The sequence below is a fragment of the Streptomyces sp. NPDC094143 genome (assembly GCF_040303825.1).
GTDB lineage: Bacteria > Actinomycetota > Actinomycetes > Streptomycetales > Streptomycetaceae > Streptomyces.
This window is the reverse complement of the sequence record NZ_JBEOTZ010000007.1, coordinates 193,386-219,252: the sequence shown is the minus strand read 5'-3', so window position 1 is coordinate 219,252 and position 25,867 is coordinate 193,386. Positions and strand designations below refer to the sequence as shown.

Sequence of the window (25,867 nt, the reverse complement as noted above, 5' to 3'; positions counted from 1 at the left end):
CCGTGACCGGGGCCGGGGCGCGTGCGGAGCACCCGAGGGCCGGGTCCGCGCGTGCGGAGCGCCCGAGGGCCGGGTCGGCGTCCAGGGCCGGGCGCGTGCGGAGCGCCCGACGGGCGGGTCCGCGACCAGGGCCGGGGCGCGTGCCGAGCACGGTCCACGACCAGGGCCAGGCCCGGCAGAGCGCCTGACGGCCGGTCGTCGGCCGGTCTCAGTCGTCGCCGAGCGAGTCCAGGAACGGCTCGATGGCCGCGCGCCAGGCCTCCGGCTGGTCGTAGTGGACCAGGTGGCCGGCGTCGGCGACCTCCGCGTACTGGCCGCGGGGCAGGACCCGGACCATCTCCTGGGCCTCGGCGCGGCCCAGCTCGCCGTCGAGGCCGCGCACCACCAGGGCGGGGCACCGGACCTGGGCCAGTTCCTCCCAGTGCGCGTCGTACACCCAGGTCTCGCGGGAGCGGAGCATCTGCTCCGGCTCGAAGACGGGGCGCCAGCCGTCCGGGGACTCGGTCATCACCTCGGCGTAGAACTCGCCGCGCGCCGGGTTGGGCCGCTCCACCCAGGGGTCGTCCTCGCCGAACCACTTGCGGACGTCGGCGAGCGTGGCGAACGGCAGCGGCCAGGACTCGAACCACTGGGCCCACTCGCGCTGCGACGCGGCGCCGAGCGCGGAGGCCCGCATGTCGCAGATGATCAGCCCGCGGACCAGGTCCGGGCGCCGGGCGGCGAGCTGCCAGGCGGTGAGCGCGCCCATGGCATGGCCGATGAGGACGACCGGGGCGAGGCCGAGCTGCTCCAGGGCGGCCTCGGCGTCGTCGACGTAGGCGTCCCGGGTGAAGGCACCCTGCGGGGGCTTGTCGCTGCGGCCGTGGCCGCGCTGGTCGAGGGCGACCGCGCGGTACCGGCCGGAGAGCCACCGGGCGGTGGGCGCCCAGTGCGAGGCACGGCCCATGAGGCCGTGCAGTAACAGCACGCCCGGGGAACCGTCCGCCCCGGTGCGCCCGCCGTGCCCGTCCCCCGCGTCCGGCCCGTCCTGCGCCGGGTCGGTCTTGGGCGGGTCGCCGAACTCCCAGGCCGCGAGGCGTACGCCGTCCGTCCCGGTCACGTCGATGCGTCGCACCATGTCCTGGCACCCCCCAAGCTTCGCGCGGACCGCGGCCCTGTCCGGCCGGACGGTCCTGTGAACCGTGTTCTGCCTGCCGTGCCTGTCGTGCCGGGCCCGTGGTGAACCCGGGCCCTGCGTCGCCCGCAGACTATCGAATGCGCTTTCGAAGATGCGGTTCTCGCGGGCAACACCCCTCGTTCGAGTGACCGCCCTCGGGGATTGATCGCCGCCGTCGCGGGGAGATCTTCAGCGGGAGGCGGACCGCTCGGGGAAACCGGTCCGCGGGGGATGACCCTGAGAGCTCGGGGCTCCGGGTCAGCACGGGGGAGGACAGGCCCCGGCGCCATGCGGCGCCGGGGCCCTCTCCGTCCGAACGGCACATCCTCCCGCCCCCTCCCCGGCCGGGCGACATCGCTGTCAGGCCACGGCCAAGAGCCCTCAGGTCATATGCCCCACGCGACAGCGTCGCACGGGAAGCGGGCGAGCGCTGCCATTCGACGGACTGGATCCGGGATGCGGCACGGATCACGCCACCACCACACGCACCCCTGCCGCAACGGCCGTGACACCGGGCCGTCCCGACCGGCCGGACCGGACACCCCCGTGAGCCGCCGGCCGGCTCAGGGCTTGGCGACGAACACGTGGGAGGCCACGTCCGACTCCAGCTCGGCCGCCTCGCCGCCGCTGCCCACCAGCACACCGCCCGCCGACTCGGTCACGCTCACCACCGAGCCGGGCTGCACGCCCGCCCGCCGCAGCGTGTACATCAGCTGCGCGTCCGTCTGGATCGGCTCGCCGATCCGGCGCACCACGACCGTCTTGCCCTCCGTGCCCGGGTCGAGGCTGGCCAGCGACACCATGCCCTCGTCCAGGAACGGATCGGCGCCGTCCTTCTCGCCCAGCTCCTCAAGGCCCGGGATCGGGTTGCCGTAGGGCGACTCCGTCGGGTGCCGCAGCAGCTCCAGGACGCGGCGCTCCACGGCCTCGCTCATCACGTGCTCCCAACGGCACGCCTCGGCGTGGACCTGCTCCCACTCCAGACCGATCACGTCGACCAGCAGACACTCGGCGAGACGGTGCTTGCGCATCACGCGCGTGGCGAGGCGGCGGCCCTCGTCCGTGAGCTCCAGGTGCCGGTCGGTCGCGACGGACACCAGGCCGTCGCGCTCCATCCGCGCCACGGTCTGGCTCACCGTCGGGCCGCTCTGGTCGAGCCGCTCGGCGATACGGGCGCGCATGGGGACCACACCCTCTTCCTCCAGCTCGAGGATGGTGCGGAGATACATCTCCGTGGTGTCGATCAGTCCGGACATACGTGCCCCTCGAATGAGATCTGCCGGAGGCTGGACGGCTCACCGGCGTGTGCGCTGGCCCTGCACCCAATTCTGCCGGATACCACCGACAACCGTGCCGTGGGCGGGAAAGCGGGGGATTACCGGGCCCCGGAGCAGGGTACGGACTTCCGCTTCGGGACCTGCGCGCCGCTCCGGGCCGCCCCGCGGCGCGGCTTCCACGGCCGTATTGACACCGCACTGGTCCAGACCGCACCGTGATGCGCGGCACAAGCCGTGAGGCCCGTCTGAAGGGGATCCCGTATGAGCGACCGCGCGCCGGCCGGCCAGTTCCTCGATGCCGCGATCGACCTGCTGCGGCGGGTCCGCGACGAGGAGGCCGACAGCATCGCGGCCGCCGGGACGCTCCTGGCCGACACCGTCGAGAACGGCGGCCGGCTCTTCGCGTTCGGCGCCGGGCACTCCTCCCTCGCCGCGCAGGACCTCGTCTACCGCGCCGGCGGACTCGCCCTGATGAACCTCCTCGCCGTGCCCGGTGTCGTCGGCGTCGACGTCATGCCCGCACCGCTCGGCTCCGCCCTGGAACGCGTCGACGGCCTCGCGAGCGCCGTGCTCGACAACTCCCCGCTCCGCGCGGGCGACGCCCTGCTGATCATCTCCCTCTCCGGGCGCAACGCGCTGCCCGTGGAGATGGCCCTGCACGCGCGTGCCCTGGGCGTGCAGGTCATCGGCGTGACATCGGTGGCGTACGCCTCGCAGACCAGGTCCCGGCACGCCTCGGGCACGTACCTGAAGGACCACTGCGACCTCGTCCTCGACTCGAAGATCGCGGTCGGCGACGCGGAACTCACCCACGACAAGGTGCCCGCGCCGTTCGCCCCCGCCTCCACGGTCGTCACCTCGGCCCTCCTCCAGGCGGTCATGGCCACGACCGCGACGACCCTCGCGGACCGCGGCATCGAGCCGCCGCTGCTGCGCTCCGGCAACGTCGACGGGGGACACGACTGGAACGCCCAGGTGATGGAGCGGTACCGGGACCGCATCTTCTACCGCCACTGACCGGCGCCGAACCGCCAGGGGCGGACCGACCGGGCTTGCGGCGGGCCCGGGCCGGCCGGTCCGGCCGGGAGCCCGGCAGACGGGGGTCTGCAACGAGTCGAGGCGGGTCTGGCCGGTCCCGGCCGACCAGGCCTGAGGCAGACCCGGGCCGGTTCGAACCGGCGCCTCCTGTCCGGCCGGGCCGCACGCGTGGGCAGACCGGGCCTGGTCGGGCTGCGCCGCCCCGGCCCGGTCGGTTCACACCTGCTCCCCCGTCCCGCCCGGTCCAGGCCGACGCCGGCGATCCCGGCCGGGGCGGGCCGGTGTTCTCCGCTCCGGCCTGCTCGAGCTGCACATGCCCTGGGTCCCCACTCGTCCGGGTCCCCGCCGCCTGTCCCGGGCGGGGCGGCCCGGGGCCGGTGGACGGTCAGCTGTTCTCCGGTGGGCCCGTCAGGTCGACCAGGTCCAGTGCCGCTGCGATGCGTACCGCCACGTCCTCCGCGTACATCGCGTCGGAGCGCTCGAACGCGCTGCGGCCCGCCCCCCGCAGAAACGTCACGACACCCAGCGTGCGCCCCCTGCTGCGCAGCACCGCGCACAGGGCGTGCACCGCGTCCGGCGGCCACTGCCGCGCCAGCGCCCACGCGCGGGCCCGGTCGGGCGGCGCGGCACCCGCGCTCGCCCGCAGCGCCCCCGTCCGCTCCACGCACTGCACGGCCGGGTGGCCCTCCGGGTAGCGCACGGGCAGCCCCGACCGGCCCGCGAGCCTGCTCGGCCCCGGAGCGCCGGACGGCGTGGCCGCGACCCGCACCAGCCGGACCGGGCCGTCGGCCTCCGGGTCGGTCAGCGCGCCACCGGCCACCCGGTCGATCAGCCCGTGGTCGGCGAACCCGGCCAGGGCGAAGTCCAGGTGGACCGTCGCCGCCTCCGCCGGGTCCTCGCACTCGGCGGCCGCCCGCGACGCCCGGTGCAGCTGCTGCGCGCGGAACCTCAGCAGCGACGCCTCCTGCTCGTTCTGCCTGGCCTCCGTCACGTCCTGGAACAGCCAGCCCACACCCAGGGGAACCGGCTCCTCCGCGAGGGGTGAGGCCAGCCGCACGAAACCGCTGCGCCAGCACCGCCGCCGCTCCCCCTCCGGCGTGCGCACACTCACCCACACCTCGGCCGGCGCCGGCGGCGCGCCCTCCGCCAGCACGTGCTGCAGCGCGCTCTCCAGCTCTTCCACACCCTGCGAGAGCAGCTCCCCGAGCGGCCGCCCGAGCACCGACGTACGGCCCGTGCCCAGCGCCCGGGCCGCGTGCGCGTTCACCACGGCGGGCCGCAGGTCGACGTCGACCAGGACGACGCCCCAGCCTGCGTCCTCGAACAGCGCCTCGCTCAGCGCGATCGAGCGCTCCAGATCGATCTGCGCGTGCACCTCGCTGAACGCGCAGTACACCCCCGCCGGCTTTCCGTCGGGGCCGCGCACGGCCGCCGACTGCGTCCGCACGAGCACCCGCCCGCCGTCCTTCGTCAGCAACGCGAACTCGTGCACCTGCCGGCCCGGGGCGTGCATGGCCGACAGCAGCCGCTCCTCGACCTCCTCGGCGTCCGCGCTGCGCACCGCCCAGCCGGCCAGGCCCCGCTTGCCGACGGCTTCCTGCGCGCTCCAGCCGAGGATCCGCTCGGCCTCGCGGTTCCAGTGCGTGACGACACCGTCGGCGTCGAAGGCGCACAGCGCCGCGTCCATCCCGTCCAGCAGCGCGGCGAGCAGATCCGAACCATCCGCACCGTCCCGCCCGGGCTCGTCCGGCCCCAGCTCGTCGGTGGTCCCACTACGCCGGGAAGCACTCACCTGGACCCCCTGCAGGCTGCGTCCGCACGTACGGCACGCCGGTTGGCTCCTTGCCCTCATTCAACTGGAACGTGACCCGGCGCACACCGAGTTCCCACAACATTGAAGGAATCGTGGTACGCGGGCAATGCCCACGTCAACGGCCCGTGACACCACCGCTGCCCCGGCGCGCGTCCACCTCGATCTCGATCTTCATCCGGGGGTCGGCCAGGCCGCACACCAGCATCGTCGCGGCCGGCCGCACCTCACCGAAGCACGCGCGCAGCACCGGCCAGCACGGCTCGAAGTCCGCCCGGTCGGGCAGCAGGTACCGCACGCGCACGACATCCGCGAACGAGCAGCCGGCCTTGCCGAGCGCGTCCCCGATGTTCCGCAGGCACTGCTCGGCCTGCTCCACCACGTCCTCGGAGATCGTCATCGTCGCGTAGTCGAACCCCGTCGTGCCGGACACGTGGACCCGGTCTTCGTCCACCACGGCCCGGGCATAGCCGATCCGCTCCTCGAACACCGAACCGCTGAGAATCGCCTGCCGTCGCGTCATGGAGTCAAGGTCTCAGAAAAACGGTTGATGCGAGCCGGAACGGTTTCCTAGGGTTCAGGTACACGAGAGAGGAGGTGGTTCGGCAGATGTATGGAAACCGGACGCGTGAGGTGGCTGCGGGCTAGCGGCCCGACACCACACTCGGTGCGGTGCCGAGCCAGCGCGTGAGCGACGCGTGCAGCCGGCCCAATCTCAGGCAGTCACCCGACCCGCGAGTCGCCGGTACGTCCGGCCGGCTCCTCCTCCGGAGGACCCAGACTCGCGGGTCGTCTGCGTTCTCGGGGAGGACGATCGTGCCGGGTACATGGCACCGGGACCGGGTGGGCAGCGCCCTGCGGGGCGAGAATCCGACCGTCCTGCGGCGGCTGGAGGCCGGGTTCGCGGCGATCGGCGACGTGCAGTTCCTGCCGGGGTACTCGGTGCTGCTCACCGACGACCCGGCGGTGCGGCGGCTGTCCGAGCTCCCCCGGGGGAGGCGGCTGGCGTTCCTGGACGGCATGGACCGGCTCGGGGAAGCCGTCGAGCGGGCCTGCCGGCGGGCGGATCCGGGGTTCCGGCGGGTGAACCTGGAGATCCTCGGCAACGCCGAGGGTTTCCTGCACGCGCACGTGTGGCCGCGGTACGACTGGGAGCCTCCCGAGCGCGTCCGGCTGCCCGTGTGGCTCTACCCGCGGGGGATGTGGACCGAGGAGCGGTACGCCCTCGGGGCGCGGCACGAGCCGCTGCGGCAGGCCATCGGGGAGGAGCTGGACCGGCTCGCGGGGCCGGGCGCGGCGGCGGCCTCACCCGGGGACGGGTGAGGCCGCGGGTGGGACGGGTCAGTGGGCGATGTCGTCGTAGCCCTCGATCTCGTGGGGGCTGCGGCTGCCCGGGCCGACGTAGCGGGCCGAGGGGCGGACCAGGCGGCCCGTGCGCTTCTGTTCCAGGATGTGGGCGGACCAGCCGGCCGTGCGGGCGCAGGTGAACATGGACGTGAACATGTGCGCCGGGACCTCGGCGAAGTCCAGGACGATGGCCGCCCAGAACTCCACGTTGGTGGCGAGGACCCGGTCGGGGCGGCGGGCGTGGAGCTCCGCCAGGGCCGCCTTCTCCAGGGCCTCGGCGACCTCGAAGCGGGGGGCGCCCAGTTCGCGGGCCGTGCGGCGCAGGACCCTCGCCCTCGGGTCCTCGGCGCGGTAGACGCGGTGCCCGAAGCCCATGAGGCGCTCGCCCTTGTCGAGGGTCTGCCTGACGTAGGCCTCCGCGTCGCCCGTGCGTTCGATCTCCTCGATCATGTGCAGGACCCGGGACGGGGCACCGCCGTGCAGCGGGCCCGACATGGCCCCCACCGCGCCGGACAGCGCGGCGGCGACGTCCGCGCCGGTCGAGGCGATGACCCGGGCCGTGAACGTGGAGGCGTTCATGCCGTGCTCGGCGGCGCTCGTCCAGTAGGCGTCCACCGCCGCCACGTGCTTCGGGTCGGGCTCGCCCCGCCAGCGGATCATGAAGCGCTCGACGACGGACTGCGCCTTGTCGATCTCCCGCTGCGGCACCATGGGCAGGCCCTGCCCGCGGGCCGACTGGGCCACGTACGACAGCGCCATGACGGCCGCCCGGGCCAGGTCCTCGCGGGCCTCTTCGGCGTCGATGTCGAGCAGCGGCCTGAGACCCCAGACCGGTGCCAGCATCGCCAGCGCGGACTGGACGTCGACACGGATGTCGCCGGAGTGGACGGGGATGGGGAACGGCTCGGCGGGGGGCAGCCCCGGATTGAAGGCACCGTCGACGAGCAGGCCCCATACGTTGCCGAAGGAGACGTGGCCGACCAGGTCCTCGATGTCGACGCCCCGGTACCGGAGTGCGCCGCCCTCCTTATCCGGTTCGGCGATCTCCGTCTCGAACGCGACGACTCCCTCGAGTCCGGGTACGAAGTCGGACATCAGGCGGCTCCTCGTGAGGTAAGCGACAGACGGTGTGCTGTGGGGTGGGGCGTACGGACCATGTGTCAGTCAGCTGGCGAAGCGGGCGGCCGTCCAGAGGATCCACGGTCGTCTGCGGCGACTCGCGGTCCTGGCCGGCTGCACCTGTGATGCCCCGTACGGTCGGCGGTCACCCAACCGCGACGGCACGGAAACGATATCTCCGAGTGCCAGGGTTGGGGAGGGGTCGCGGCACTCAGTGCCATGCAGTGACGAAGGACACCGTCCGTACGGCAAGATGACCGGGTGACCGACCGCGACGACGTCCCCTTCGATCTGGCCTCGATGCGCAAGCAGTACCGGGCGGAGGGCCTCTCCGAGAACGAGCTGGCCGCCACGCCCGTCGAGCAGTTCGCGCGCTGGTTCAAACAGGCCGCGACGGACGGCGGGCTCTTCGAACCGAACGCCATGATCGTCTCGACCGCCGACGCCGAGGGCCGGCCCAGCTCCCGTACGGTCCTGCTGAAGCACTTCGACGAGCAGGGCTTCGTCTTCTACACCAACTACGACTCCCGCAAGGCCCGCGACCTGGCGGCGAACCCGTACGTCTCCCTGCTGTTCCCCTGGCATCCCATGGCCCGCCAGGTCATCGTCTCGGGCGTCGCGCGGCGCACCGGCCGGGACGAGACGGCCGCCTACTTCCGCACCCGCCCGCACGGCTCGCAGCTCGGGGCGTGGGCCAGCGCCCAGTCCTCGGTGATCTCCACCCGGGCCGACATCGACGGCGCCTACGCCGAACTGGCGGCCCGCTACCCGGAGGGCGAGCAGGTGCCCGTGCCGCCGCACTGGGGCGGCTTCCGGGTGGCGCCGCAGACGGTGGAGTTCTGGCAGGGCCGCGAGAACCGGCTGCACGACCGGCTCAGGTACGTGGAACAGCCGGACGGCAGCTGGCGGGTGGAGCGGCTCAGCCCCTGAGGCGACGCCCGCCCCCGCGCTTCAGAGGTCTCCCACACGAACGCCGTCCGGTGGCCCTCCAGCAGAGCCGAAAAGCGGGTGCGGAAGCGCTCCGTGAGGTCGGGCCAGTTCCAGAACTCGAGCGCCAGGTGCCCGAAGGCCAGGGGCGCCTCGTCCCACTGCCAGTCGGGGACGGCGACGGCCGTGGCGCAGGCGGGGCAGGCCGGGGACGCGGCACCGTCGTCGTGCCAGGTCCGCAGGGCGGCGGAGAAGCGGGACCAGGTCTCCTCGTCCAGGGGCGTGGCGGCGGCGCAGTGCGGGCACACGGCCGCGCCGGGCAGGTCCGCGCCGCTGGTGAAGCCCGTACGGCGGGTGTGGACGGCGAGGCCGTCCCAGGGGTCGTGGTCCCAGTCGTCCGTCACGGCCCGCTCCCAGTGGGGGCCGGGCGGATGCCCGAGGGACGGCCCGGGGACGCACCGCGTGCGCTCGGCGAGGACGACGCCCTCCGCCGTGAGCCACTCCACGGCCCGACGGGCGAGGGGCTCGGCGTCCGGCGGCGTCGCGTCGAGGTCGACGATCGTTTGGAAGCGGTCCCCCACGCTCAGCCCAGAGCCTCGTCCAGCAGTCGCGCCCACTGGGCGACCACCCGTTCGCGGCGGGCCGCGTCGTCGGTGAGGAGGTTGGCGAGGCCCAGGCCGCGGGCCATGTCGAGCAGGCCCTGGACCGTCTCGCGCACGCCGGGGACGGATTCGTCGGCGGCGAGGAGGTCGACGGCTATGCGGTGGGTCTCGCGGCCGACGCGGGATTCCAGCTCGGTGACGCGGGGGCGGAGCTGCTCCTCGTCGGAGGCGGCGACCCACAGGTGCAGGGCGGCGCGGAACAGCGGGCCGGTGTAGAGGTCGACCAGGGCGGCCACGACGGCGTGCCGGTCCCCGTGCGCGCCCTCGGGGAAGAGGGCGCGCAGGGCGGTGGAGCGTTCCTCGGCGACGTACTCCACGGCCGCCGTGAAGAGGTCCTCGCGGGTCGGGAAGTGGTGCTGGGCGGCGCCGCGGGAGACGCCGGCCCGTTCGGCGACGACGGAGACGGTGGAACCGGCCCAGCCGTGCTCGGCGAGGCAGGCCACGGCCGCTTCCAGGAGCCGCTGCCGGGTGACCCGGCTGCGGTCCTGCTTGGGGACTCTCTCCGCACGGTCGGCCGTGCTCACACCACCCATGCCGGATCCCGTCGTTCGAGGAAGGCCGTCATCCCCTCGCGTGCCTGCGGGGAGGCGAACAGCCGGGCCGAGAGCGCGGTCAGGTCGGCCGCGTCCCGGTCGAAGGCTTCCAGCACCCTAGCCGTGAGCAGCCGTTTCGTCTCGGCCAGGGCGTCGGGGGCGGCTTTGCGCAGACCGTCGAGGACCGGGGCAAGGGCGGCGTCGACATCGTCGGCGTGGGCGGTGAGCAGGCCCGCCGCGGTCGCCTCCGCGGCGTCGAAGCGCTCGCCGGTGAGGTAGTGGCGGGACAGGGCGCGCGGGTTCGTGCGGGGCAGCAGCGGCAGGGAGATGACCGCGGGGGCGACACCGATACGGACCTCCGTGAAGGCGAAGGTGGCCGTGGTGGAGGCGACCGCGATGTCGCAGGCCGCCAGCAGGCCGAGGCCGCCCGCGCGGACGTGACCGGTGACCCGGGCGACGACCGGTTTGGGCAGTTCGACGATCCGGCGCAGCAGGGCGACCAGCGCCTCGGGGGCGGGCGGGTCCTTGAGGTCGGCGCCGGCGCTGAAGGTGGTGCCGGTGTGGGTGAGCACGACCGCGCGGACGCCGGTGTCCTCGCCGGCGTCCGCGAGCGCGTCGGCCAGTTCGCCGACCAGGGCCGCCGACAGGGCGTTGCGGTGCTCCGGCGCGTCGAGCGCGAGGGTCTCGACGGCCCGGGCGCGGGTGCGGGCGATCAGGGTCATGCGCTCTCCCGGAGCTGTCGGCGGAGGATCTTTCCGGAGGCCGCCCGGGGGACGCCGTCGATGAAAGTGACCCGGCGTATCCGCTTGTAGGGGGCCACGCGTTCGGCGACGTACGTCATGATCTCCCCGGCGGAGAGAGCGGCGGCGGCCGGCTGGCGGACGACGTGGGCGTGCGGGACCTCGTTGCCGTCGTCGTCGTGGCTGCCGATGACGGCGGCGTCGGCGATCCCGGGGTGGGTGAGCAGGAGCGCCTCCAGTTCGGCCGGGGCGACCTGGAAGCCCTTGTACTTGATCAGTTCCTTCACCCGGTCGACGACGAACAGCCAGCCTCCCCCACCGTCGACGTGGCCGACGTCCCCGGTGTGCAGCCAGCCGTCGGTGTCGATCATCGCGGCGGTGGCGTCGGGGCGGCCGAGGTAGCCCTTCATGATCTGGGGGCCGCGGATGAGGATCTCGCCCGACTCGCCCGCGGGCAGGTCCCTGGCCGGGTCGTCGAGGGAGACGATGCGCATCTCGGTGCCGGCGACGAGCTTGCCGACGGTGCCGGGCGGGGCGTCGCGCATGGCGTCCAGGGGGACCACGTGGGTGCCCGGCGAGAGTTCGGTCATGCCGTAGGCCTGGCCGACGGGCGGCAGACCGAGGCGGGCGGAGCAGGCGGCGGCGAGCCGGGCGTCCAGGGGCGCGGCGGCGCTGACGATGTACTTCAGGGACGACAGGTCGTACCGGGTGACGGCCGGGTGCTTGGCGAGGGCCAGGACGATGGGCGGGGCCACGTAGAGGGCGGTGATGCGGTGGTTCTGGATCGCCGCGAGGAACTGCTCCAGGTCGAAGCGGGGCAGGACGACGACGGTGGCGCCCTGGCGCAGCGGGGCGTTCATCAGGGCCGTGAGGCCGTAGATGTGGAAGAAGGGCAGCACCGCCAGGACGCGGTCGCCCGGGCCGGCCGGGATGGCCGGGTGGAGCTGGGCGAGGTTGGTGGCGATCTGCCGGTGGGTGAGCATCACGCCCTTGGGCGTGCCGGTGGTGCCGGAGGAGTACGGCAGGGCGGCCACGTCCTCGGCGGGGTCGATGGCGACGTCGGGCTCGGGGGCGGTGGTGCCCAGCATGTCGATCAGGGAGCGGTGGCCGGTCGCGCTGTCGCACACGAAGATCTCGCGTACGCCGCCCGCGAGTTCGGCGGCCCGGCGGGCGATGTCCAGCAGCGGTGAGACGGTGATGATCCAGCGAGCGGCGCAGTCGGTGAGCTGCTTGGCGAACTCCTGGGCGGTGGCGAGCGGGTGCACGGTGGTGACGGTGGCGCCCGCGCGCGTGGCGGCGTAGAACGCGGTCGGGAAGGCGACGGTGTTGGGGCTGTGCAGGGCGAGGACGTCGCCCTTGCGGACCCCGGCCTCGGCGAGGGCGGCGGCGACGCGCCGGTGGAACCGGTCCACCTGCTCGTACGAGAGGGTGGTGCCGTCGGTGCCGTCGATCAGGGCCGGGATGTCGCCGAACTCGGCGGCCCGGGCCAGCACGGCGTCGTGGATGGGGAGGTCGACGGGCGGGACGTCTGCGTACTCGCTGCGGAACATGGCTGGTTCCTCCTCGCGGCGCGGGTCGTCTCAGTACGACTTGGGCAGGCCCAGGGTCTGGTGCGAGACGTAGTTGAGAATCATCTCCCGGCTCACCGGCGCGATACGAGCCACGCGCGCTGCCGTTATCAGCCGCGCCAGGCCGTACTCGCGGGTCAGGCCGTTGCCGCCGAGGGTGTGCACAGCCTGGTCGACGGCCTTCACACAGGCCTCCCCGGCCGCGTACTTGGCCATGTTGGCGGCTTCCCCGGCGCCCACGTCGTCCCCGGCGTCGTAGAGGGCGGCGGCCTTCTGCATCATCAGGCGGGCCAGTTCGAGGTCGATGTGCGCCTGGGCGAGGGGGTGGGCGATGGCCTGGTGGGCGCCGATGGGGGCGTTTCAGACGGTGCGGTCGCGGGCGTACGCGACGGCCTTGCCGAGGGCGTACCGGCCCATGCCGATCGCGAAGGCGGCCGTCATGATCCGCTCGGGGTTGAGGCCGGCGAACAGCTGGAGCAGACCGGCGTCCTCGTCGCCGACGAGCGCGTCGGCGGGCAGCCGTACGTCGTCCAGGACCAGCTCGAACTGCTTCTCGGCGGCGTCGAGTTCCATGTCGATGGGGCGGCGCGTGAAGCCGGGGGTCTCGCGCGCCACGATGAACAGGCAGGGCTTGAGGCGGCCGGTGCGGGCGTCCTCGGTGCGGCCGACGATCAGGGTGGCGTCCGCGATGTCGACGCCGGAGACGAAGACCTTGCGGCCGGTGAGGATCCAGCCTCCGGTGTCCCGGTCGCGGCGGGCGGTGGTGGTGATGCGGTGGGAGTTGGAGCCGGCGTCGGGTTCGGTGATGCCGAAGGCCATGAGACGGGTGCCGTCGGACAGGCCGGGCAGCCACTCCCGCTTCTGGGCATCGGTGCCGAAGCGGGCTATGACCGTGCCGCAGATGGCCGGCGAGACCACCAGCATGAGGAGGGGGCAGCCGGCGGCGCCCAGTTCCTCCAGGACGATGGAGAGTTCGGAGATTCCTCCCCCGCCGCCTGCGTACTCCTCGGGGAGGTTGACTCCGAGGTATCCGAGCTTGCCCGCGTCTGACCAGAGTTGGGTGGGGTCGCTTCCCGGGCCGTGGCGCTTGCCGAGGGCGGCGACGGCTTCTCGGAGCGCCTCGTGGGCTTCGGTGGCCATGGGGAGTCCTTTCGGTGCGGTCCGGATGTGGCTTGTCGCGCAGTTCCCCGCGCCCCTAACAGGCTTCCTTCACCACAGCCAGCAGCGCGCCCGGCTCGACCTGTTGCCCCGGTGCGACGCACAGGCCGGTCAGCGTTCCCGTCACCGGTGCGGTGATCTTGTGCTGCATCTTCATCGCCTCCAGCCAGAGCAGGGGCTCGCCGGCCTTCACCTGTGCTCCCGCCGTGAGGCCGTCGGCGACGCGGACGACCGTGCCCGGCATGGGGGCCAGGAGGGAGCCGGGGGCGTGCCGGGTGGTGGGGTCGGGGAAGCGGGGCAGGGCGGTGAGGGCGGTGGTGCCGACGTAGACCCGGTCGCCGTGGCGGGAGACCTCGAACCGGCGCCGTACGCCGTCCACTTCGAGGATCACCAGCCGCGCGTCGGCGTGCACCACGCGCACCCCGTCCGCCTCCAGGCCGTGCCGGGTGTGCCGGTAGCGGACCTCGTGTTCCTCGCCCGCCATCAGGTAGCGCTTGGTCTGCGGCTGTGAGGGGACGTTGCGCCAGCCGCCGAAGCCGGGGCGGGAGCGGGCGCCTGCGTCGGCGAGGGCGGCGGCCAGGGGGGCGTGCGGGTCGGGGGCCGGCTCGGTCAGTGCCGCGAGGTGGCGGTCGTAGAAGCCGGTGTCCATGCGGGCGGCGGTGAACTCCGGGTGGCGCAGGGAGCGGACCAGCAGGTCGCGGTTGGTGACGGGGCCGTGGATCGCCGCCCGTTCCAGGGCGGAGGCCAGTTTGCGCACGGCCTCCGCGCGGGTGGGCGCGTGGGCGACGGCCTTGGCGAGCATGGGGTCGTAGTGGACGCCGATCGTGTCGCCGTCCGTGTAGCCGGTGTCCAGGCGGACCGAGTCGGGGACCGCCAGGCGGTGCAGGGTGCCCGTCTGCGGGGACCAGTCGCGGGCGGGGTCCTCGGCGTACAGCCGGGCCTCCACGGCGTGGCCCCGCGCGCGGGGCGGCTCGGGGTCGAGGCGGTGGCCCTCGGCGACACGGATCTGCTCCGCGACCAGGTCGATGCCGAACACGGCCTCGGTCACCGGGTGTTCGACCTGCAGGCGGGTGTTCATCTCCAGGAAGTGCGCCGTGCCGTCGGCGACGAGGAACTCGACCGTGCCGGCGCCGACGTAGTCGACCGCCCGGGCGGCCCGTACGGCCAGGGCGCGCACCTGGGCGTCGAGTTCGGCGGGCAGGCCCGGGGCGGGCGCCTCCTCGATCACCTTCTGGTGGCGGCGCTGCAGGGAGCAGTCGCGGGTGCCGAGCGCCCAGACGGTGCCGTGGGTGTCGGCGAGGATCTGCACCTCGACGTGGCGGCCGCGCTCCACGTACGGCTCGACGAAGACCTCGCCGTCGCCGAAGGCGCTCACCGCTTCCGCGCGCGCGGCGGCCAGTTCGGCGTCCAGGTCCGCCAGGCGCCGTACGACGCGCATGCCGCGGCCGCCGCCGCCCGCCGCGGCCTTCACCAGCACCGGCAGGTCGGCCTCGGTGACCTCGGTGAGCGGCTCGATGCCCAAGAGCTGCTTGGCGCGCGTCTTGGACGCCATCGCCTCGATGGCCTCCGGGGGCGGGCCGATCCAGGTCAGGCCCGCGTCCAGGACGGCCCGGGCGCAGTCCGCGTTCTCGGAGAGGAAGCCGTAGCCGGGGTGCACGGCGTCCGCGCCGGCCGCGACGGCGGCCTTCACGATGAGGTCGCCGCGCAGGTAGGTGTCCGCGGGTGCCTCCCCCGGAAGCCGGACGCTCGCGTCGGCCACGCGCGCGTGCAGGGCGTTCGCGTCGGCGTCCGAGTGCACGGCGACCGTGCGGATGCCCAGTTCGCGGCAGGTGCGGAAGACCCGGCAGGCGATCTCGCCCCGGTTGGCGACCAGCACAGAAGTGATCACTGAGGGTTCCTCACATCCGGAAGACGCCGAAGCCGCCGCGTGCGCCCTCGTAGGGGGCGGTGTGGATCGCGGACAGGCACAGGCCGAGAACGGTGCGGGTGTCGCGCGGGTCGATGACGCCGTCGTCGTAGAGCCGCCCGGACAGGAACATCGGCAGCGACTCGGACTCGATCTGCTGCTCGACCATGGCGCGCAGCGCCGCGTCGGCCTCCTCGTCGTACGGCTGTCCCTTGGCCGCGGCGGACTGGCGGGCGACGATCGACAGCACGCCCGCGAGCTGCTGCGGGCCCATGACGGCCGACTTGGCGCTGGGCCAGGCGAAGAGGAAGCGGGGGTCGTAGGCGCGGCCGCACATGCCGTAGTGGCCGGCCCCGTAGGAGGCGCCCATGAGGACCGACAGGTGGGGGACGCGGCTGTTGCTGACGGCGTTGATCATCATCGCGCCGTGCTTGATGATGCCGCCCTGCTCGTACTCCTTGCCGACCATGTAGCCGGTGGTGTTGTGCAGGAAGACCAGCGGGATGTCGCGCTGGTTGGCGAGCTGGATGAACTGGGCGGCCTTCTGCGACTCCTCGCTGAACAGCACCCCCCGGGCGTTGGCGAGGATGCCGACCGGATAGCCGTGCAGGGCGGCCCAGCCGGTGACCAGGCTCGTCCCGTACAGCGGCTTGAACTCGTCGAAGTCGGAGGCGTCGACGACGCGGGCGACGACCTCGCGCGGGTCGAAAGGGCTCTTCAGATCGCCGGGGACGATGCCGAGGAGCTCGTCGGCGTCGTACTCGGGCGGCTCGGCCGGGCCCGGATCGCCGTACGCCTTGCGGTGGTTGAGGCGGGCGACCACGCGCCGGGCCTGCCGCAGCGCGTCGTGCTCGTCGACGGCGAAGTAGTCGGCGAGGCCCGAGGTGCGCGCGTGCATCTCGGCGCCGCCCAGGGACTCGTCGTCGCTCTCCTCGCCGGTCGCCATCTTCACCAGCGGCGGGCCGCCGAGGAACACCTTTGCCCGCTCCTTGACCATGATCACGTGGTCGGACATGCCGGGGACGTAGGCGCCGCCCGCGGTGGAGTTGCCGAAGACGACCGCGACGGTCGGGATGCCGGCGGCGGACAGCCGGGTGAGGTCCCGGAAGACGGCGCCCCCGGGGATGAAGATCTCCTTCTGGGAGGGCAGGTCGGCGCCGCCGGACTCCACCAGGCTGATGCACGGCAGCCGGTTGGCGAGGGCGATGTCGTTGGCGCGCAGGGCCTTCTTCAAGGACCAGGGGTTGCTCGCTCCGCCGCGCACGGTCGGGTCGTTGGCGGTGATCAGGCACTCGACGCCCTCGACGACCCCGATGCCGGTGACCAGGGACGCGCCGACGGTGTGGTCGCTGCCCCAGGCGGCCAGCGGGGACAGCTCAAGGAAGGGCGTGTCGGGGTCGAGGAGCAGCTCGACGCGTTCGCGGGCGAGGAGTTTGCCGCGCGCCCGGTGCCGCGCGACGTACTTCTCGCCACCGCCCGCGAGGGCCTTTGCGTGCTCGGCGTCGACCTCGGCGAGCCTGGCGAGCATCGCCTCGCGGTTGGCCCGGAAGTCGGGGCCGGTGGTGTCGAGCGCGGAGGTCAGGACGGTCACAGCAGGGCCTCCGGGAGGTCGAGGTGGCGGGAGCGCAGCCATTCGCCGAGCGCCTTGGCCTGCGGGTCGAAGCGGTGCTGGGCGGCGACGCCCTGGCCGAGGATCCCCTCGACCACGAAGTTCAGGGCGCGCAGGCGGGGCAGCACGTGCCGGGTCACCTTCAGCGAGCGGCTCTCGGGGATCAGCTCCCGGAACCGCTCGACGGTCAGTTCGTGCGCCAGCCACCGCCAGGCGTCGTCCGTGCGGGTCCAGACGCCGACGTTGGCGTTGCCGCCCTTGTCGCCGCTGCGGGCCCCCGCGACCAGCCCGAGCGGGGCCCTGCGGCACGGCCCGGGCGGCAGCGGCTCCGGCAGGGGCGGCTCCGGGACGTCGTCGAGCACCCGGGTGTCGTGGGGTGGGGGCACCGGGACCCGGCGTCCGTCGTGGAGGACGGCCACATGGTCGACGACACCATGGGGGACGTACACAGCCTCGAACACCCCATAGGGCGCGCCCTTTCCTGGTGGTGCCAGCACATGGAAGCCGGGGTAGCTCGCCAGCGCCAGCTCCACCGCGGCCCCGCTCAGCGCCCGCCCCACGGCCCGCTGGTCCGGGTCCCGTACGACGAGCCGCAGCAGCGCGCTGGCGCTCTCCTCGGTATCGGCGTCGGGCCGGTCGGTGCGGGACAACTCCCACCGCACCTCGGCGACCTCGCGCAGGACCGGCTCCATCTGGTCCCGCACGAGGGCGGCCTTGGCCTCGACGTCGAGACCGGTGAGCACGAAGACGACCTCGTTGCGGAAGCCGCCGAGCCGGTTGAGCCCGGCCTTGAGGGTGGGCGGGGGCGCCTCCCCGCGCACGCCCTCGATCCGCACCCGGTCCGGCCCGTCCTGGACGAGCCGCACGGTGTCCAGCCGGGCGGTGACGTCCGGCCCGGCGTACCGGGCACCGGTCGTCTCGTAGAGCAACTGTGCGGTGACCGTGCCGACGTCGACGAAACCGCCGGTTCCGGGGTGCTTGGTGATCACGCAGCTCCCGTCGTCGTGCAGCTCGGCGAGCGGGAAGCCGGGGCGGCGGGCGTCGCCGTCCCGGAAGAAGGCGTAGTTGCCGCCGGTGGCCTGCGCCCCGCACTCCAGGACGTGCCCGGCGACGACGGCCCCCGCGAGCCGGTCGTGGTCCGCCGGTGTCCAGCCGAAGTGGGCGGTGGCGGGGCCGGTGACCAGGGCCGCGTCCGTCACGCGCCCGGTCACCACGAGGTCGGCGCCCGCGCGCAGACAGGCCGCGATGCCGAAGCCGCCGAGGTAGGCGTGGGCGGCGAGGCTCCCGGGGTGGGCGGCGGTGAGGTCGTCGCCCTCGACATGGGCGACCCGCAGGGGGATGCCGAGCCGGTCCGCCAACACCCGTACGGCGTCGGCGAGTCCGGCCGGGTTGAGCCCGCCCGCGTTGGTGACGATCCGGACGCCGCGCTCGTGGGCGAGGCCGAGGCACTCCTCCAGCTGCCGCAGGAAGGTGCGGGCGTATCCGGCGCCCGGGTCCCTGAGCCGGTCCCGGCCGAGGATGAGCATGGTCAGCTCGGCGAGGTAGTCGCCGGTGAGGACGTCGAGTTCGCCGCCGGTGAGCATCTCGCGCATGGCGTCGAAACGGTCGCCGTAGAAGCCGGAGGCGTTGCCGATGCGCAGGGGGCGCACGCGGTGGCCCTCCGCGCCCGTGGGAGAGGTCGGTATGCCCGCCGTTCCGCCGCGCGAGGTCGTCACGGGGCGGCTCCCCTCCGCGGGCGGCCGCTTCCCGGCGGTCCCGCGAAGGCCTGCGCGATGTCCAGCCAGCGGTCGGCGTCGGGGCCGTCGGCGCGCAGGGCCAGGTCGTCGCGGTGGGCGCGCTGGGTGACCAGGAGGCAGAAGTCGACGGCGGGACCGGTGACGCGCTGCCCGGCGTCGTCGGGGCCGTACGTCCACACGGCACCGGAGGGCGCCCGGAGTTCGACGCGGAAGGGGTCGCCGGGCGGAGTCAGCCCGTGCACGCCGAAGGCGAAGTCGCGGGTGCGCACCCCGAGCCAGGCCACATGCCGTAGCCGGTCGGTGGGTGGGCGCACCACAGCCAGGGCGTCGGCGACGTCCTGCCCGTGGGCCCAGGTCTCCATGAGGCGGGCCGTGGCCATGGACGCGGCCGACATGGGTGGCCCGTACCAGGGGAAGCGCGCCTTGGGCGGTGCGGCGCGCAGGGCCTCCTCCAGCGCCGTGCGGCCCTCGCGCCAGCGGGCGAGCAGGACGTCGGGCGGGAGTGCGGCGCCCTCCTCGGCACCCTCGTCGACGAAGGAGTCCGGCGCCGCGAGGGCCTTCTCGACCAGGACGTGGAAGCCGTCGGCGTCCGTGACCGCGAGCAGGGCCGAGCGGTCGGTCCAGGCCAGGTGGGCGATCTGGTGGGCCACGGTCCAGCCGGGCGCGGGAGTCGGCAGCGCCCAGCGTCGCGCGTCCGCACCGGCCACGAGGCGGTCGAGTTCCTCGCTCTCCTCGCGCAGATCGTCGAGCACGGACGTCGAATCGGACACGGTGCGCTCCCCTCGGGGCACGGCGTTGTGCGGGGCGGTGCGGCGTGCTGAGGAGCATGGCAGCGAGCCTGGAAACAATCAAGCGTGCTTGCATGAAAATATGCCCGGCCCGGGCGAACGGCGACACGGAGAACGCCAGGGAACGTGAGCCGCCCGCGACCGAGGGCGTGAACCGCCGCGGTCGGGGGATGTCAGGCGCCGCGGCCGTGGGACGTCAGCCGCCGCAGCCGGAGGGCAAGGCGCCCGCCGCCGGAAACCTCAGCCGCCACGGGGACGTCAGCCGCCACGGCCAGGGGAACCTCAGCCACCGCAGCCGGAGGGCAAGGCGCCCGCCGCCGGGAACCTCAGCCGCCACGGCCAGGGGACGTCAGCCACAGCAGCCGAGGGACGCGAACCGCCCGCGGCCGGGGAACCTCAGCCGCCACAGGCGAGGGAGGTGAGCCGCCCGCGGCCAGGGGACGTCAGCCGCCACGGCTGGGAAGGTCAGCGCACCACTCCCGGGAATCTCAGTCGCCCCGGTAGGAGGCGACCAGCCGGGCCAGGTGGCGGCCCGCCACCTCCAGCGGTGTCGCGCTGCGGGCGACCTGGGCGGCCAGTTCCGCGCCCTCCAGGGTCGCGATCACCGTGTGCGCCAGCTCCCCGGCGTCGCTCTCGGCGAAGCCGGCCGCGACCAGCCTCTCGGCGACCACCTTCCGCCAGCGCGCGAACGCCTCCGCCGCCGCCTGCTGGATGCCGGGCGCGCCGGCCGCCGTGCCCACGGCGGTGGAGGTGACCGGGCAGCCGTCGAGCCAGTCGGAGTCGCGCAGCCCCTCGGCCAGGGAGGCGGTGAGGGCGAGCAGGGCCCGCTCGGGGTCCGGTTCCGCGTCGAGCGTCTCGCGCAGCAGCTCGGTGAACTCCTCGTCGCCGAGCCGTACGGCCGCCGCGCCGAGCTCCTGCTTGCCGCCGGGGAAGAAGTGGTAGACGGACCCGAGCGTCGCCCCGGCCTCGCGGGAGATCTGCTTGATGCCCGTGCCCTCGTAGCCCTGGCGCTGCATCAGGCGGGAGGCCGTACGGACGATCCGCTCGCGGGTGCCGGCGGTTCCGAGGTCGTGCGGGTCCTTGGTCTTCACGCAGCCACTCTAGCGAGCTAGAGCGATCGCTCTAGCGACTGTGCTAGGTTCCTCTCTGGATAGAGCGTTCGTTCTAGTCTTCTGATCGGCGCTCGCTTCCGTCGCCGTATCCGTGAGCAGAGGGGGATCTCGTGAGCACGTCCGTCACCGTCATCGGCCTCGGCCCCATGGGCCGCGCCATGGCCGGCGCCTACCTGGACGCCGGTTACCGCGTCACCGTCTGGAACCGCACCGCGAGCCGCGCCGACGAGCTGGTCGCGCGGGGCGCGGTGCGGGCCGCCACCGTCGAGGAGGCGCTGGCGGCCAACGAGGTGGTGGTGCTGAGCCTCACCGACTACGCCGCCATGTACGCCGTCCTGGAGCCCGCCGCCCCGGCCCTGCGCGGCCGTGTCCTGGTCAACCTCAGCTCGGACACCCCGGAGCGGGCCCGCGAGGGAGCCGCCTGGGCCGCCAAGCACGGGGCGCGCCATCTCACCGGCGGGGTGCAGACACCGCCCTCCGGCATCGGCTCGGCGGAGTCCGACACCTTCTACAGCGGCCCCCGGGAGCTCTTCGACGCCTGCGAGGAAACGCTCAAGGTCCTCACGGGCACCGACTACCGGGGCGAGGACCCGGGCCTGGCCGCGCTGTACTACCAGCTCCAGATGGACCTCTTCTGGACCTCCCTGACCGCCTGGCTGCACACCCTGGCCGTGGCGGACGCCAACGGCATCAGCGCCTCGCAGTTCGCTCCGTACGCGGCGCGGACCCTGGGCGGGATGGACCAGTTCCTCGACTTCTACACGCCCCGGATCGAGGCGGGGCGGCACACGGGTGACGTCGAGCGGATCTCGATGGCCGTGGCGAGCATGGACCACGTCGTGCGCACCACGCGGGACTCGGGCGTGGACCCGGCGCTGCCCGCGGCGGTGCGGGAGGCGTTCCGCCGGGGGGCGGCCGAGGGGTACGAGGAGGACAGCCTGACCCGGCTGTTCGAGGTGTTCGGGCGGGGCGCGGCGGCCTGAACACGACGGAGGGCGCCCCGCTGCGGCGGGGCGCCCTCGGTCAGGTACGCGGGAAGGTCAGAGCTTCTCGATCACGTAGTCGACGCACTTGGTGAGCGCCTCGACGTCCGCCGGGTCGATCGCCGGGAACATCGCGACACGCAGCTGGTTGCGGCCGAGCTTGCGGTAGGGCTCGGTGTCGACGATGCCGTTGGCGCGCAGCACCTTCGCGACGGCGGCGGCGTCGACCTCGTCCGTGAAGTCGATCGTGCCGATGACCTGCGAGCGCTTGGCCGGGTCGGTGACGAACGGGTTCGCGAACTTCACGTCCTCGGCCCAGCCGTACAGCGTTCGCGCGGAGGTGGCCGTGCGGCGCACCGACCAGTCCAGGCCGCCCTGGCCGTTGATCCACTCCAGCTGCTGGTTCAGCAGGAAGAGGGTGGCGAGGGCCGGGGTGTTGTACGTCTGGTTCTTGCGCGAGTTGTCGATCGCCGTGGGCAGCGAGAAGAACTCCGGGACGTGACGGCCGGACGCGTGGATCCGCTCGGCGCGCTCGATGGCGGCCGGGGAGAACACGCCGATCCACAGGCCGCCGTCGGAGGCGAAGGACTTCTGCGGGGCGAAGTAGTAGACGTCCGTCTCGCTGATGTCGACGGGCAGGCCGCCGGCGCCGGAGGTGGCGTCCACGAGCACCAGGGCGCCCTCGTCGGCGCCTTCCACGCGCTTGATCGGCATGGCGACACCGGTGGAGGTCTCGTTGTGGGTGAACGCGTAGACGTCCACGCCCGCCGCGGCGACCGGCTCGGGGTGGGTGCCCGGGTCGGCGGAGACGACGTCCGGCTCGGCCAGCCAGGGGGCGAGCTTGGCGGCCTTGGCGAACTTGGAGGAGAACTCGCCGAAGCTCAGGTGCTGCGACTTGTTCTCGATCAGGCCGTGCGTCGCGATGTCCCAGAACGCGGTGGACCCGCCGTTGCCGAGGACCACCTCGTAGCCGTCCGGGAGCCGGAACAGCTCGCTGATGCCCTCGCGGACCTGGCCGACCAGGTTCTTGACGGGAGCCTGCCGGTGGGAGGTGCCCATGAGGGAGGTGCCGGTCGCGGCGAGGGCGTCCAGCGCCTCCGTCCGCACCTTGGAGGGACCCGCGCCGAAACGTCCGTCCGCGGGCTTGATGTCAGAGGGAATCCGGATCTCAGCCACGGAGGGGAGCGTAGCCGTTCACAGAAACGTGGGCGAAACGTCGTCCGTCGGGTGAGACGGGATGTGGACGTCGGCGTTCTGGCCCGCCGGACGCGGGGTCGTCACTGTCAGTGCTCGCGTGCATGCTGGAGGCATGACGGATCTTCCGCACGGCACGGAGCTGACGGCCAGGGATCTCGCGGCCCTGGAGGGCGAGTTGCGCGCGGCCGTCCGGGGTGACGTCGGCTTCGGCGCCCTGGACCGGGCGCTGGTCACCATGGACGCGTCGAACTACCGCCGCGTGCCGTACGGGGTGGTGGCGCCGGGGGACGCCGACGACGTGGCGGCCGTGCTGGAGGTGTGCCGCGTGCGGGGCGTGCCGGTGGTGCCGCGGGGCGGCGGCACGTCCATCGCCGGGCAGGCGACGGGCACGGGCGTCGTGCTGGACTTCACGCGGTACATGAACCGGGTGGTCGCCCTGGATCCCCAGGCGCGCACGGCCGTCGTGCAGCCGGGTCTGGTGCTCGACCGGCTCCAGGAGGCCGCCGCCCCGCACGGGCTGCGCTTCGGCCCGGACCCGTCCACGCACAGCAGGTGCACGCTCGGCGGCATGATCGGCAACAACTCGTGCGGCTCGCACTCGGTGGCGTGGGGGACGACCGCGGACAGCGTGCGGGAGCTGGACGTGGTGACGGCGCGCGGCCGGCGGCTGCGGCTCGGGCGGGACTGGGCCGGGGCGCCCGACGGCCTGCGGGCGCTCACGGAGGGCGAACTGGCCCGGCTGCGCACGGGGTTCCCCGACCTGCCCCGCCGCATCTCCGGTTACGCGCTGGACGCCCTGCTGCCCGAGCGGGGCGCCGACGTGGCCCGCTCCTTCTGCGGCTCCGAGGGCACACTGGGCGTGCTGACGGAGGCGGTCGTACAGCTGGTGGAGGCGCCACGCGCGCGTGCGCTGGCCGTGCTGGCGTACGCCGACGAGAGCGCCGCGGCGGAGGCCGCCGCCGGGTTGCTGCCGTTCGGGCCGCTGACCGTGGAGGGCATGGCGGCGGACCTGGTGCCGTCGGCCGCGGACCTGCCCCGGGGCGGGGCCTGGCTGTTCGTGGAGACGGGCGGGGAGTCGACGGCGGAGGCAGGCGCGCGTGCGGAGGCGATCGTGCGGGCCGCCGACGTCCTGGACGCCCTCGTGGTCACGGACGCGGCGGGGCAGCGCGCGCTGTGGCGGATCCGGGAGGACGCGAGCGGGACGGCGACGCGGATGCCCGACGGGACCGAGGCCTGGCCGGGGTGGGAGGACTGCGCCGTGCCGCCCGCCCGGCTCGGCGCGTACCTGCGGGACTTCCGGGCGCTGATGGCGGCCCACGGACTGCGCGGCACGCCGTACGGGCACTTCGGGGACGGCTGCGTCCACGTCCGGATCGACTTCGACCTCCTCACCGAGGCCGGGGTCGCCCGCTTCCGCCGCTTCTCCCAGGAGCTGGCGGAGCTGGTGGTGGCGCACGGGGGTTCGCTGTCCGGGGAGCACGGGGACGGGCAGGCGCGGGCGGAGCTGCTGCCGCGGATGTACGGCCCGGAGCTGGTGGGACTCTTCGAGCGGGTGAAGGCCGTGTGGGACCCGGACGATCTCCTCAACCCCGGGATGCTCGTCCGGCCCGCGCCCCTGGACTCGGGCCTGCGCTTCTCCGTCCTGCCCCGCGAGCCGGTCGACGTCGCCTTCGGCTACCCCGCCGACGGCGGCGACTTCACGGCGGCGGTGCGGCGCTGCGTGGGGGTCGCCAAGTGCCGTACGGCGTCGGTGTCCGGGTCCTCGGTGATGTGCCCGTCCTTCCGGGCGACCGGCGCCGAGGAGCACTCCACGCGCGGGCGGGCCCGGCTGCTGCACGAGATGCTCGCCGGCGAGGTGGTCACGGACGGCTGGCGCTCGGCCGAGGTCCGGGACGCGCTCGACCTGTGCCTTTCCTGCAAGGGCTGCCGGTCGGACTGCCCGGTCGGGGTCGACATGGCCACGTACAAGGCGGAGTTCCTGCACCACCACTACGCCGGCCGGCGCCGCCCCGCCGCGCACTACGCGATGGGGTGGCTGCCGGTGTGGCTGCGCGCGGTGGCGCGGACGCGGACGGCCCCACTGGTGAACGCCCTCGCGGGGACACGGCTGTTCGCCGGGCCGGTGAAGCGGCTGGCCGGGATCGCGCCCGAGCGGCGGCTTCCCCGGGTGGCGCGGCGGACGTTCAGCCGGTGGTGGGAGCGGCGGCGGGGCGGGGCGAGGGGCGGGGACGCGGCCGGGGACCTGGTCGTGCTGTGGCCCGACACCTTCACCGAGCACCTCTCCCCCGCCGTGGGGCGGGCCGCCGTGCGGGTGCTGGAGGCGGCCGGGCTGCGGGTGGCGCTGCCGCCCACCGTGCACCTGCGCAGACCGCCGGTGGGCGACGGCAGGACGGTCGCCCTCGACCCGCTGTCGCTGCTGCGCGGGCGGGGCCGGGTCTGCTGCGGGCTGACGTACGTCTCGACCGGGCAGCTCGACCGCGCACGGGCGGTCCTGCGCCGCACGCTCGACCTGATGGAACCGGTGCTGGAGACCGACGCGCCGGTCGTGGTGCTGGAGCCGAGCTGCGCGGCGGCCCTGCGCACGGACGCCCCCGAACTGCTGCACGACGACCCGCGTGCGGCCCGTCTCGCCGCGAAGGTCCTCACGTTCGCGGAGGTGCTGGAGCGGCACGCCCCGGGCTGGACGCCGCCGCGCGTGGACCGCCCGGTGACCGGCCAGACCCACTGCCACCAGCACGCGGTGCTCGGCGTCGCGGCCGACCGCCGGTTGCGCGCGGCCGCCTCGCTCTCCGGCGAGCTGAGCGGCGGCTGCTGCGGCCTGGCCGGCAACTTCGGCTTCGAGAAGGGCCACTACGAGGTGTCCGCCGCCTGCGCGGAGGAGCAGCTGCTGCCCTCGGTGCGGGACGCCCCGGAGGGCGCGGTGGTCCTGGCGGACGGCTTCTCCTGCCGCACGCAGCTGGAGCAGCTGGCCGGGGTGCGCGGGAGGCATCTGGCGGAGGTACTGGCGGAGGCGCTGGACGACTCGCCTCCCGCCGACGAACCCGCGTGAGGCACTGGACGCCCCACTCCCCCCCACGGACCCACGCGAGGCACTGGACACCCCCCTCCCACCCACGAACCCACGCGAGGCACCAGACAACCCCCCTGCACCCACGAACCCACGCGAGGCACCAGACGCCCCACCCCCACCCACGAACCCAC

19 protein-coding genes and 1 pseudogene are annotated in these 25,867 nt (G+C 73.9%); 5 read left to right on the top strand and 15 right to left on the bottom strand.

Translation table 11 applies throughout. The features are described from left to right. Positions 1-208: 208 nt before the first annotated feature. Both ABTZ58_RS12510 and ABTZ58_RS12505 read right to left on the bottom strand, forming a co-directional pair. Entirely contained in the window at positions 209-1,117 is a 909-nt protein-coding gene (locus tag ABTZ58_RS12510) for an alpha/beta fold hydrolase (RefSeq protein ID WP_351354258.1), read from the bottom strand. Positions 1,118-1,719: 602 nt separating this feature from the next. Further along, complete coding sequence (locus ABTZ58_RS12505) at positions 1,720-2,412, bottom strand: iron-dependent transcriptional repressor DtxR (RefSeq protein ID WP_094056948.1); 693 nt, start codon at positions 2,410-2,412, stop codon at positions 1,720-1,722. A gap of 282 nt (positions 2,413-2,694) precedes the next feature. Here ABTZ58_RS12505 and ABTZ58_RS12500 point away from each other — a divergent pair, with 282 nt between their 5' ends. Beyond that, the gene (locus tag ABTZ58_RS12500; protein WP_351354255.1) at positions 2,695-3,450 is read left to right on the top strand and encodes an SIS domain-containing protein; all 756 of its coding nucleotides are present in this window, start codon (positions 2,695-2,697) and stop codon (positions 3,448-3,450) included. A 406-nt stretch (positions 3,451-3,856) separates the two neighbouring features. Here the strand turns inward: ABTZ58_RS12500 and ABTZ58_RS12495 are convergent, their stop codons facing one another. Next, positions 3,857-5,323, bottom strand: a complete 1,467-nt coding sequence (locus ABTZ58_RS12495) for a PAS domain-containing protein (RefSeq protein WP_351354252.1) — start codon at positions 5,321-5,323, stop codon at positions 3,857-3,859. 76 nt (positions 5,324-5,399) lie between these two features. Continuing rightward, positions 5,400-5,804 (bottom strand): RidA family protein, encoded by a 405-nt coding sequence (locus ABTZ58_RS12490; protein ID WP_351354249.1) that lies wholly within the window; start codon positions 5,802-5,804, stop codon positions 5,400-5,402. Positions 5,805-6,097: 293 nt separating this feature from the next. Here ABTZ58_RS12490 and ABTZ58_RS12485 point away from each other — a divergent pair, with 293 nt between their 5' ends. After that, entirely contained in the window at positions 6,098-6,604 is a 507-nt protein-coding gene (locus ABTZ58_RS12485; protein ID WP_351354246.1) for an HIT family protein, read from the top strand. 18 nt (positions 6,605-6,622) lie between these two features. Here the strand turns inward: ABTZ58_RS12485 and ABTZ58_RS12480 are convergent, their stop codons facing one another. Beyond that, positions 6,623-7,723, bottom strand: coding sequence for a citrate synthase 2 (locus ABTZ58_RS12480; RefSeq protein ID WP_351354243.1), 1,101 nt, complete (start codon positions 7,721-7,723; stop codon positions 6,623-6,625). Between the two features lie 285 nt (positions 7,724-8,008). Between ABTZ58_RS12480 and pdxH the strand changes: the two genes are divergently transcribed. Further along, positions 8,009-8,677 (top strand): pyridoxamine 5'-phosphate oxidase, encoded by a 669-nt coding sequence (pdxH, locus tag ABTZ58_RS12475; RefSeq protein WP_351354240.1) that lies wholly within the window; start codon positions 8,009-8,011, stop codon positions 8,675-8,677. A 580-nt stretch (positions 8,678-9,257) separates the two neighbouring features. Here the strand turns inward: pdxH and ABTZ58_RS12470 are convergent. From ABTZ58_RS12470 to ABTZ58_RS12430, 9 genes and pseudogenes are all read right to left on the bottom strand, one after another. After that, positions 9,258-9,869, bottom strand: coding sequence for a TetR/AcrR family transcriptional regulator (locus ABTZ58_RS12470; RefSeq protein WP_351354237.1), 612 nt, complete (start codon positions 9,867-9,869; stop codon positions 9,258-9,260). Further along, entirely contained in the window at positions 9,857-10,591 is a 735-nt protein-coding gene (locus tag ABTZ58_RS12465) for an enoyl-CoA hydratase family protein (RefSeq protein WP_351354234.1), read from the bottom strand. Before ABTZ58_RS12465 ends, ABTZ58_RS12470 begins: the two co-directional genes overlap by 13 nt. Further along, positions 10,588-12,159, bottom strand: coding sequence for a 4-coumarate--CoA ligase family protein (locus ABTZ58_RS12460; RefSeq protein WP_351354230.1), 1,572 nt, complete (start codon positions 12,157-12,159; stop codon positions 10,588-10,590). The genes ABTZ58_RS12465 and ABTZ58_RS12460 overlap by 4 nt, the downstream gene beginning before the upstream one ends. Before the next feature lie 30 nt (positions 12,160-12,189). Then, positions 12,190-13,317: pseudogene (locus tag ABTZ58_RS12455) on the bottom strand (acyl-CoA dehydrogenase family protein). A 55-nt stretch (positions 13,318-13,372) separates the two neighbouring features. Beyond that, the gene (locus ABTZ58_RS12450) at positions 13,373-15,223 is read right to left on the bottom strand and encodes an acetyl/propionyl/methylcrotonyl-CoA carboxylase subunit alpha (protein ID WP_351354227.1); all 1,851 of its coding nucleotides are present in this window, start codon (positions 15,221-15,223) and stop codon (positions 13,373-13,375) included. 10 nt (positions 15,224-15,233) lie between these two features. After that, a complete protein-coding gene (locus ABTZ58_RS12445; RefSeq protein ID WP_351354224.1) occupies positions 15,234-16,832 on the bottom strand; it encodes an acyl-CoA carboxylase subunit beta in 1,599 nt (532 codons plus the stop codon). After that, positions 16,829-18,499 (bottom strand): acyclic terpene utilization AtuA family protein, encoded by a 1,671-nt coding sequence (locus tag ABTZ58_RS12440; protein WP_351354413.1) that lies wholly within the window; start codon positions 18,497-18,499, stop codon positions 16,829-16,831. The genes ABTZ58_RS12445 and ABTZ58_RS12440 overlap by 4 nt, the downstream gene beginning before the upstream one ends. A 62-nt stretch (positions 18,500-18,561) precedes the next feature. Next, positions 18,562-19,356: a TIGR03084 family metal-binding protein gene (locus ABTZ58_RS12435; RefSeq protein ID WP_351354221.1), complete on the bottom strand. Its 795-nt coding sequence runs from the start codon at positions 19,354-19,356 to the stop codon at positions 18,562-18,564. 506 nt (positions 19,357-19,862) lie between these two features. Beyond that, entirely contained in the window at positions 19,863-20,465 is a 603-nt protein-coding gene (locus tag ABTZ58_RS12430) for a TetR/AcrR family transcriptional regulator (RefSeq protein WP_351354218.1), read from the bottom strand. A gap of 131 nt (positions 20,466-20,596) precedes the next feature. Here ABTZ58_RS12430 and ABTZ58_RS12425 point away from each other — a divergent pair, with 131 nt between their 5' ends. After that, positions 20,597-21,469, top strand: a complete 873-nt coding sequence (locus ABTZ58_RS12425) for an NAD(P)-dependent oxidoreductase (RefSeq protein WP_351354215.1) — start codon at positions 20,597-20,599, stop codon at positions 21,467-21,469. Positions 21,470-21,526: 57 nt separating this feature from the next. On the opposite strand, the gene serC is transcribed toward ABTZ58_RS12425, so the two are convergent. Then, positions 21,527-22,645, bottom strand: a complete 1,119-nt coding sequence (gene serC, locus ABTZ58_RS12420; RefSeq protein ID WP_351354212.1) for a phosphoserine transaminase — start codon at positions 22,643-22,645, stop codon at positions 21,527-21,529. Between the two features lie 133 nt (positions 22,646-22,778). Between serC and ABTZ58_RS12415 the strand changes: the two genes are divergently transcribed. After that, a complete protein-coding gene (locus tag ABTZ58_RS12415) occupies positions 22,779-25,715 on the top strand; it encodes an FAD-binding and (Fe-S)-binding domain-containing protein (RefSeq protein ID WP_351354209.1) in 2,937 nt (978 codons plus the stop codon). Positions 25,716-25,867: the final 152 nt, after the last annotated feature.

Excerpts from the sequence above, each read along its gene's own strand:
- ABTZ58_RS12510 (WP_351354258.1), bottom strand. The coding sequence starts at position 1,117 with ATGGTGCGACGCATCGACGTGACCGGGACGGACGGCGTACGCCTCGCG.
- ABTZ58_RS12505 (WP_094056948.1), bottom strand. The coding sequence starts at position 2,412 with ATGTCCGGACTGATCGACACCACGGAGATGTATCTCCGCACCATCCTC.
- ABTZ58_RS12500 (WP_351354255.1), top strand. The coding sequence starts at position 2,695 with ATGAGCGACCGCGCGCCGGCCGGCCAGTTCCTCGATGCCGCGATCGAC.
- ABTZ58_RS12495 (WP_351354252.1), bottom strand. The coding sequence starts at position 5,323 with ATGAGGGCAAGGAGCCAACCGGCGTGCCGTACGTGCGGACGCAGCCTG.
- ABTZ58_RS12490 (WP_351354249.1), bottom strand. The coding sequence starts at position 5,804 with ATGACGCGACGGCAGGCGATTCTCAGCGGTTCGGTGTTCGAGGAGCGG.
- ABTZ58_RS12480 (WP_351354243.1), bottom strand. The coding sequence starts at position 7,723 with ATGTCCGACTTCGTACCCGGACTCGAGGGAGTCGTCGCGTTCGAGACG.
- ABTZ58_RS12470 (WP_351354237.1), bottom strand. The coding sequence starts at position 9,869 with ATGGGTGGTGTGAGCACGGCCGACCGTGCGGAGAGAGTCCCCAAGCAG.
- ABTZ58_RS12465 (WP_351354234.1), bottom strand. The coding sequence starts at position 10,591 with ATGACCCTGATCGCCCGCACCCGCGCCCGGGCCGTCGAGACCCTCGCG.
- ABTZ58_RS12460 (WP_351354230.1), bottom strand. The coding sequence starts at position 12,159 with ATGTTCCGCAGCGAGTACGCAGACGTCCCGCCCGTCGACCTCCCCATC.
- ABTZ58_RS12415 (WP_351354209.1), top strand. The coding sequence starts at position 22,779 with ATGACGGATCTTCCGCACGGCACGGAGCTGACGGCCAGGGATCTCGCG.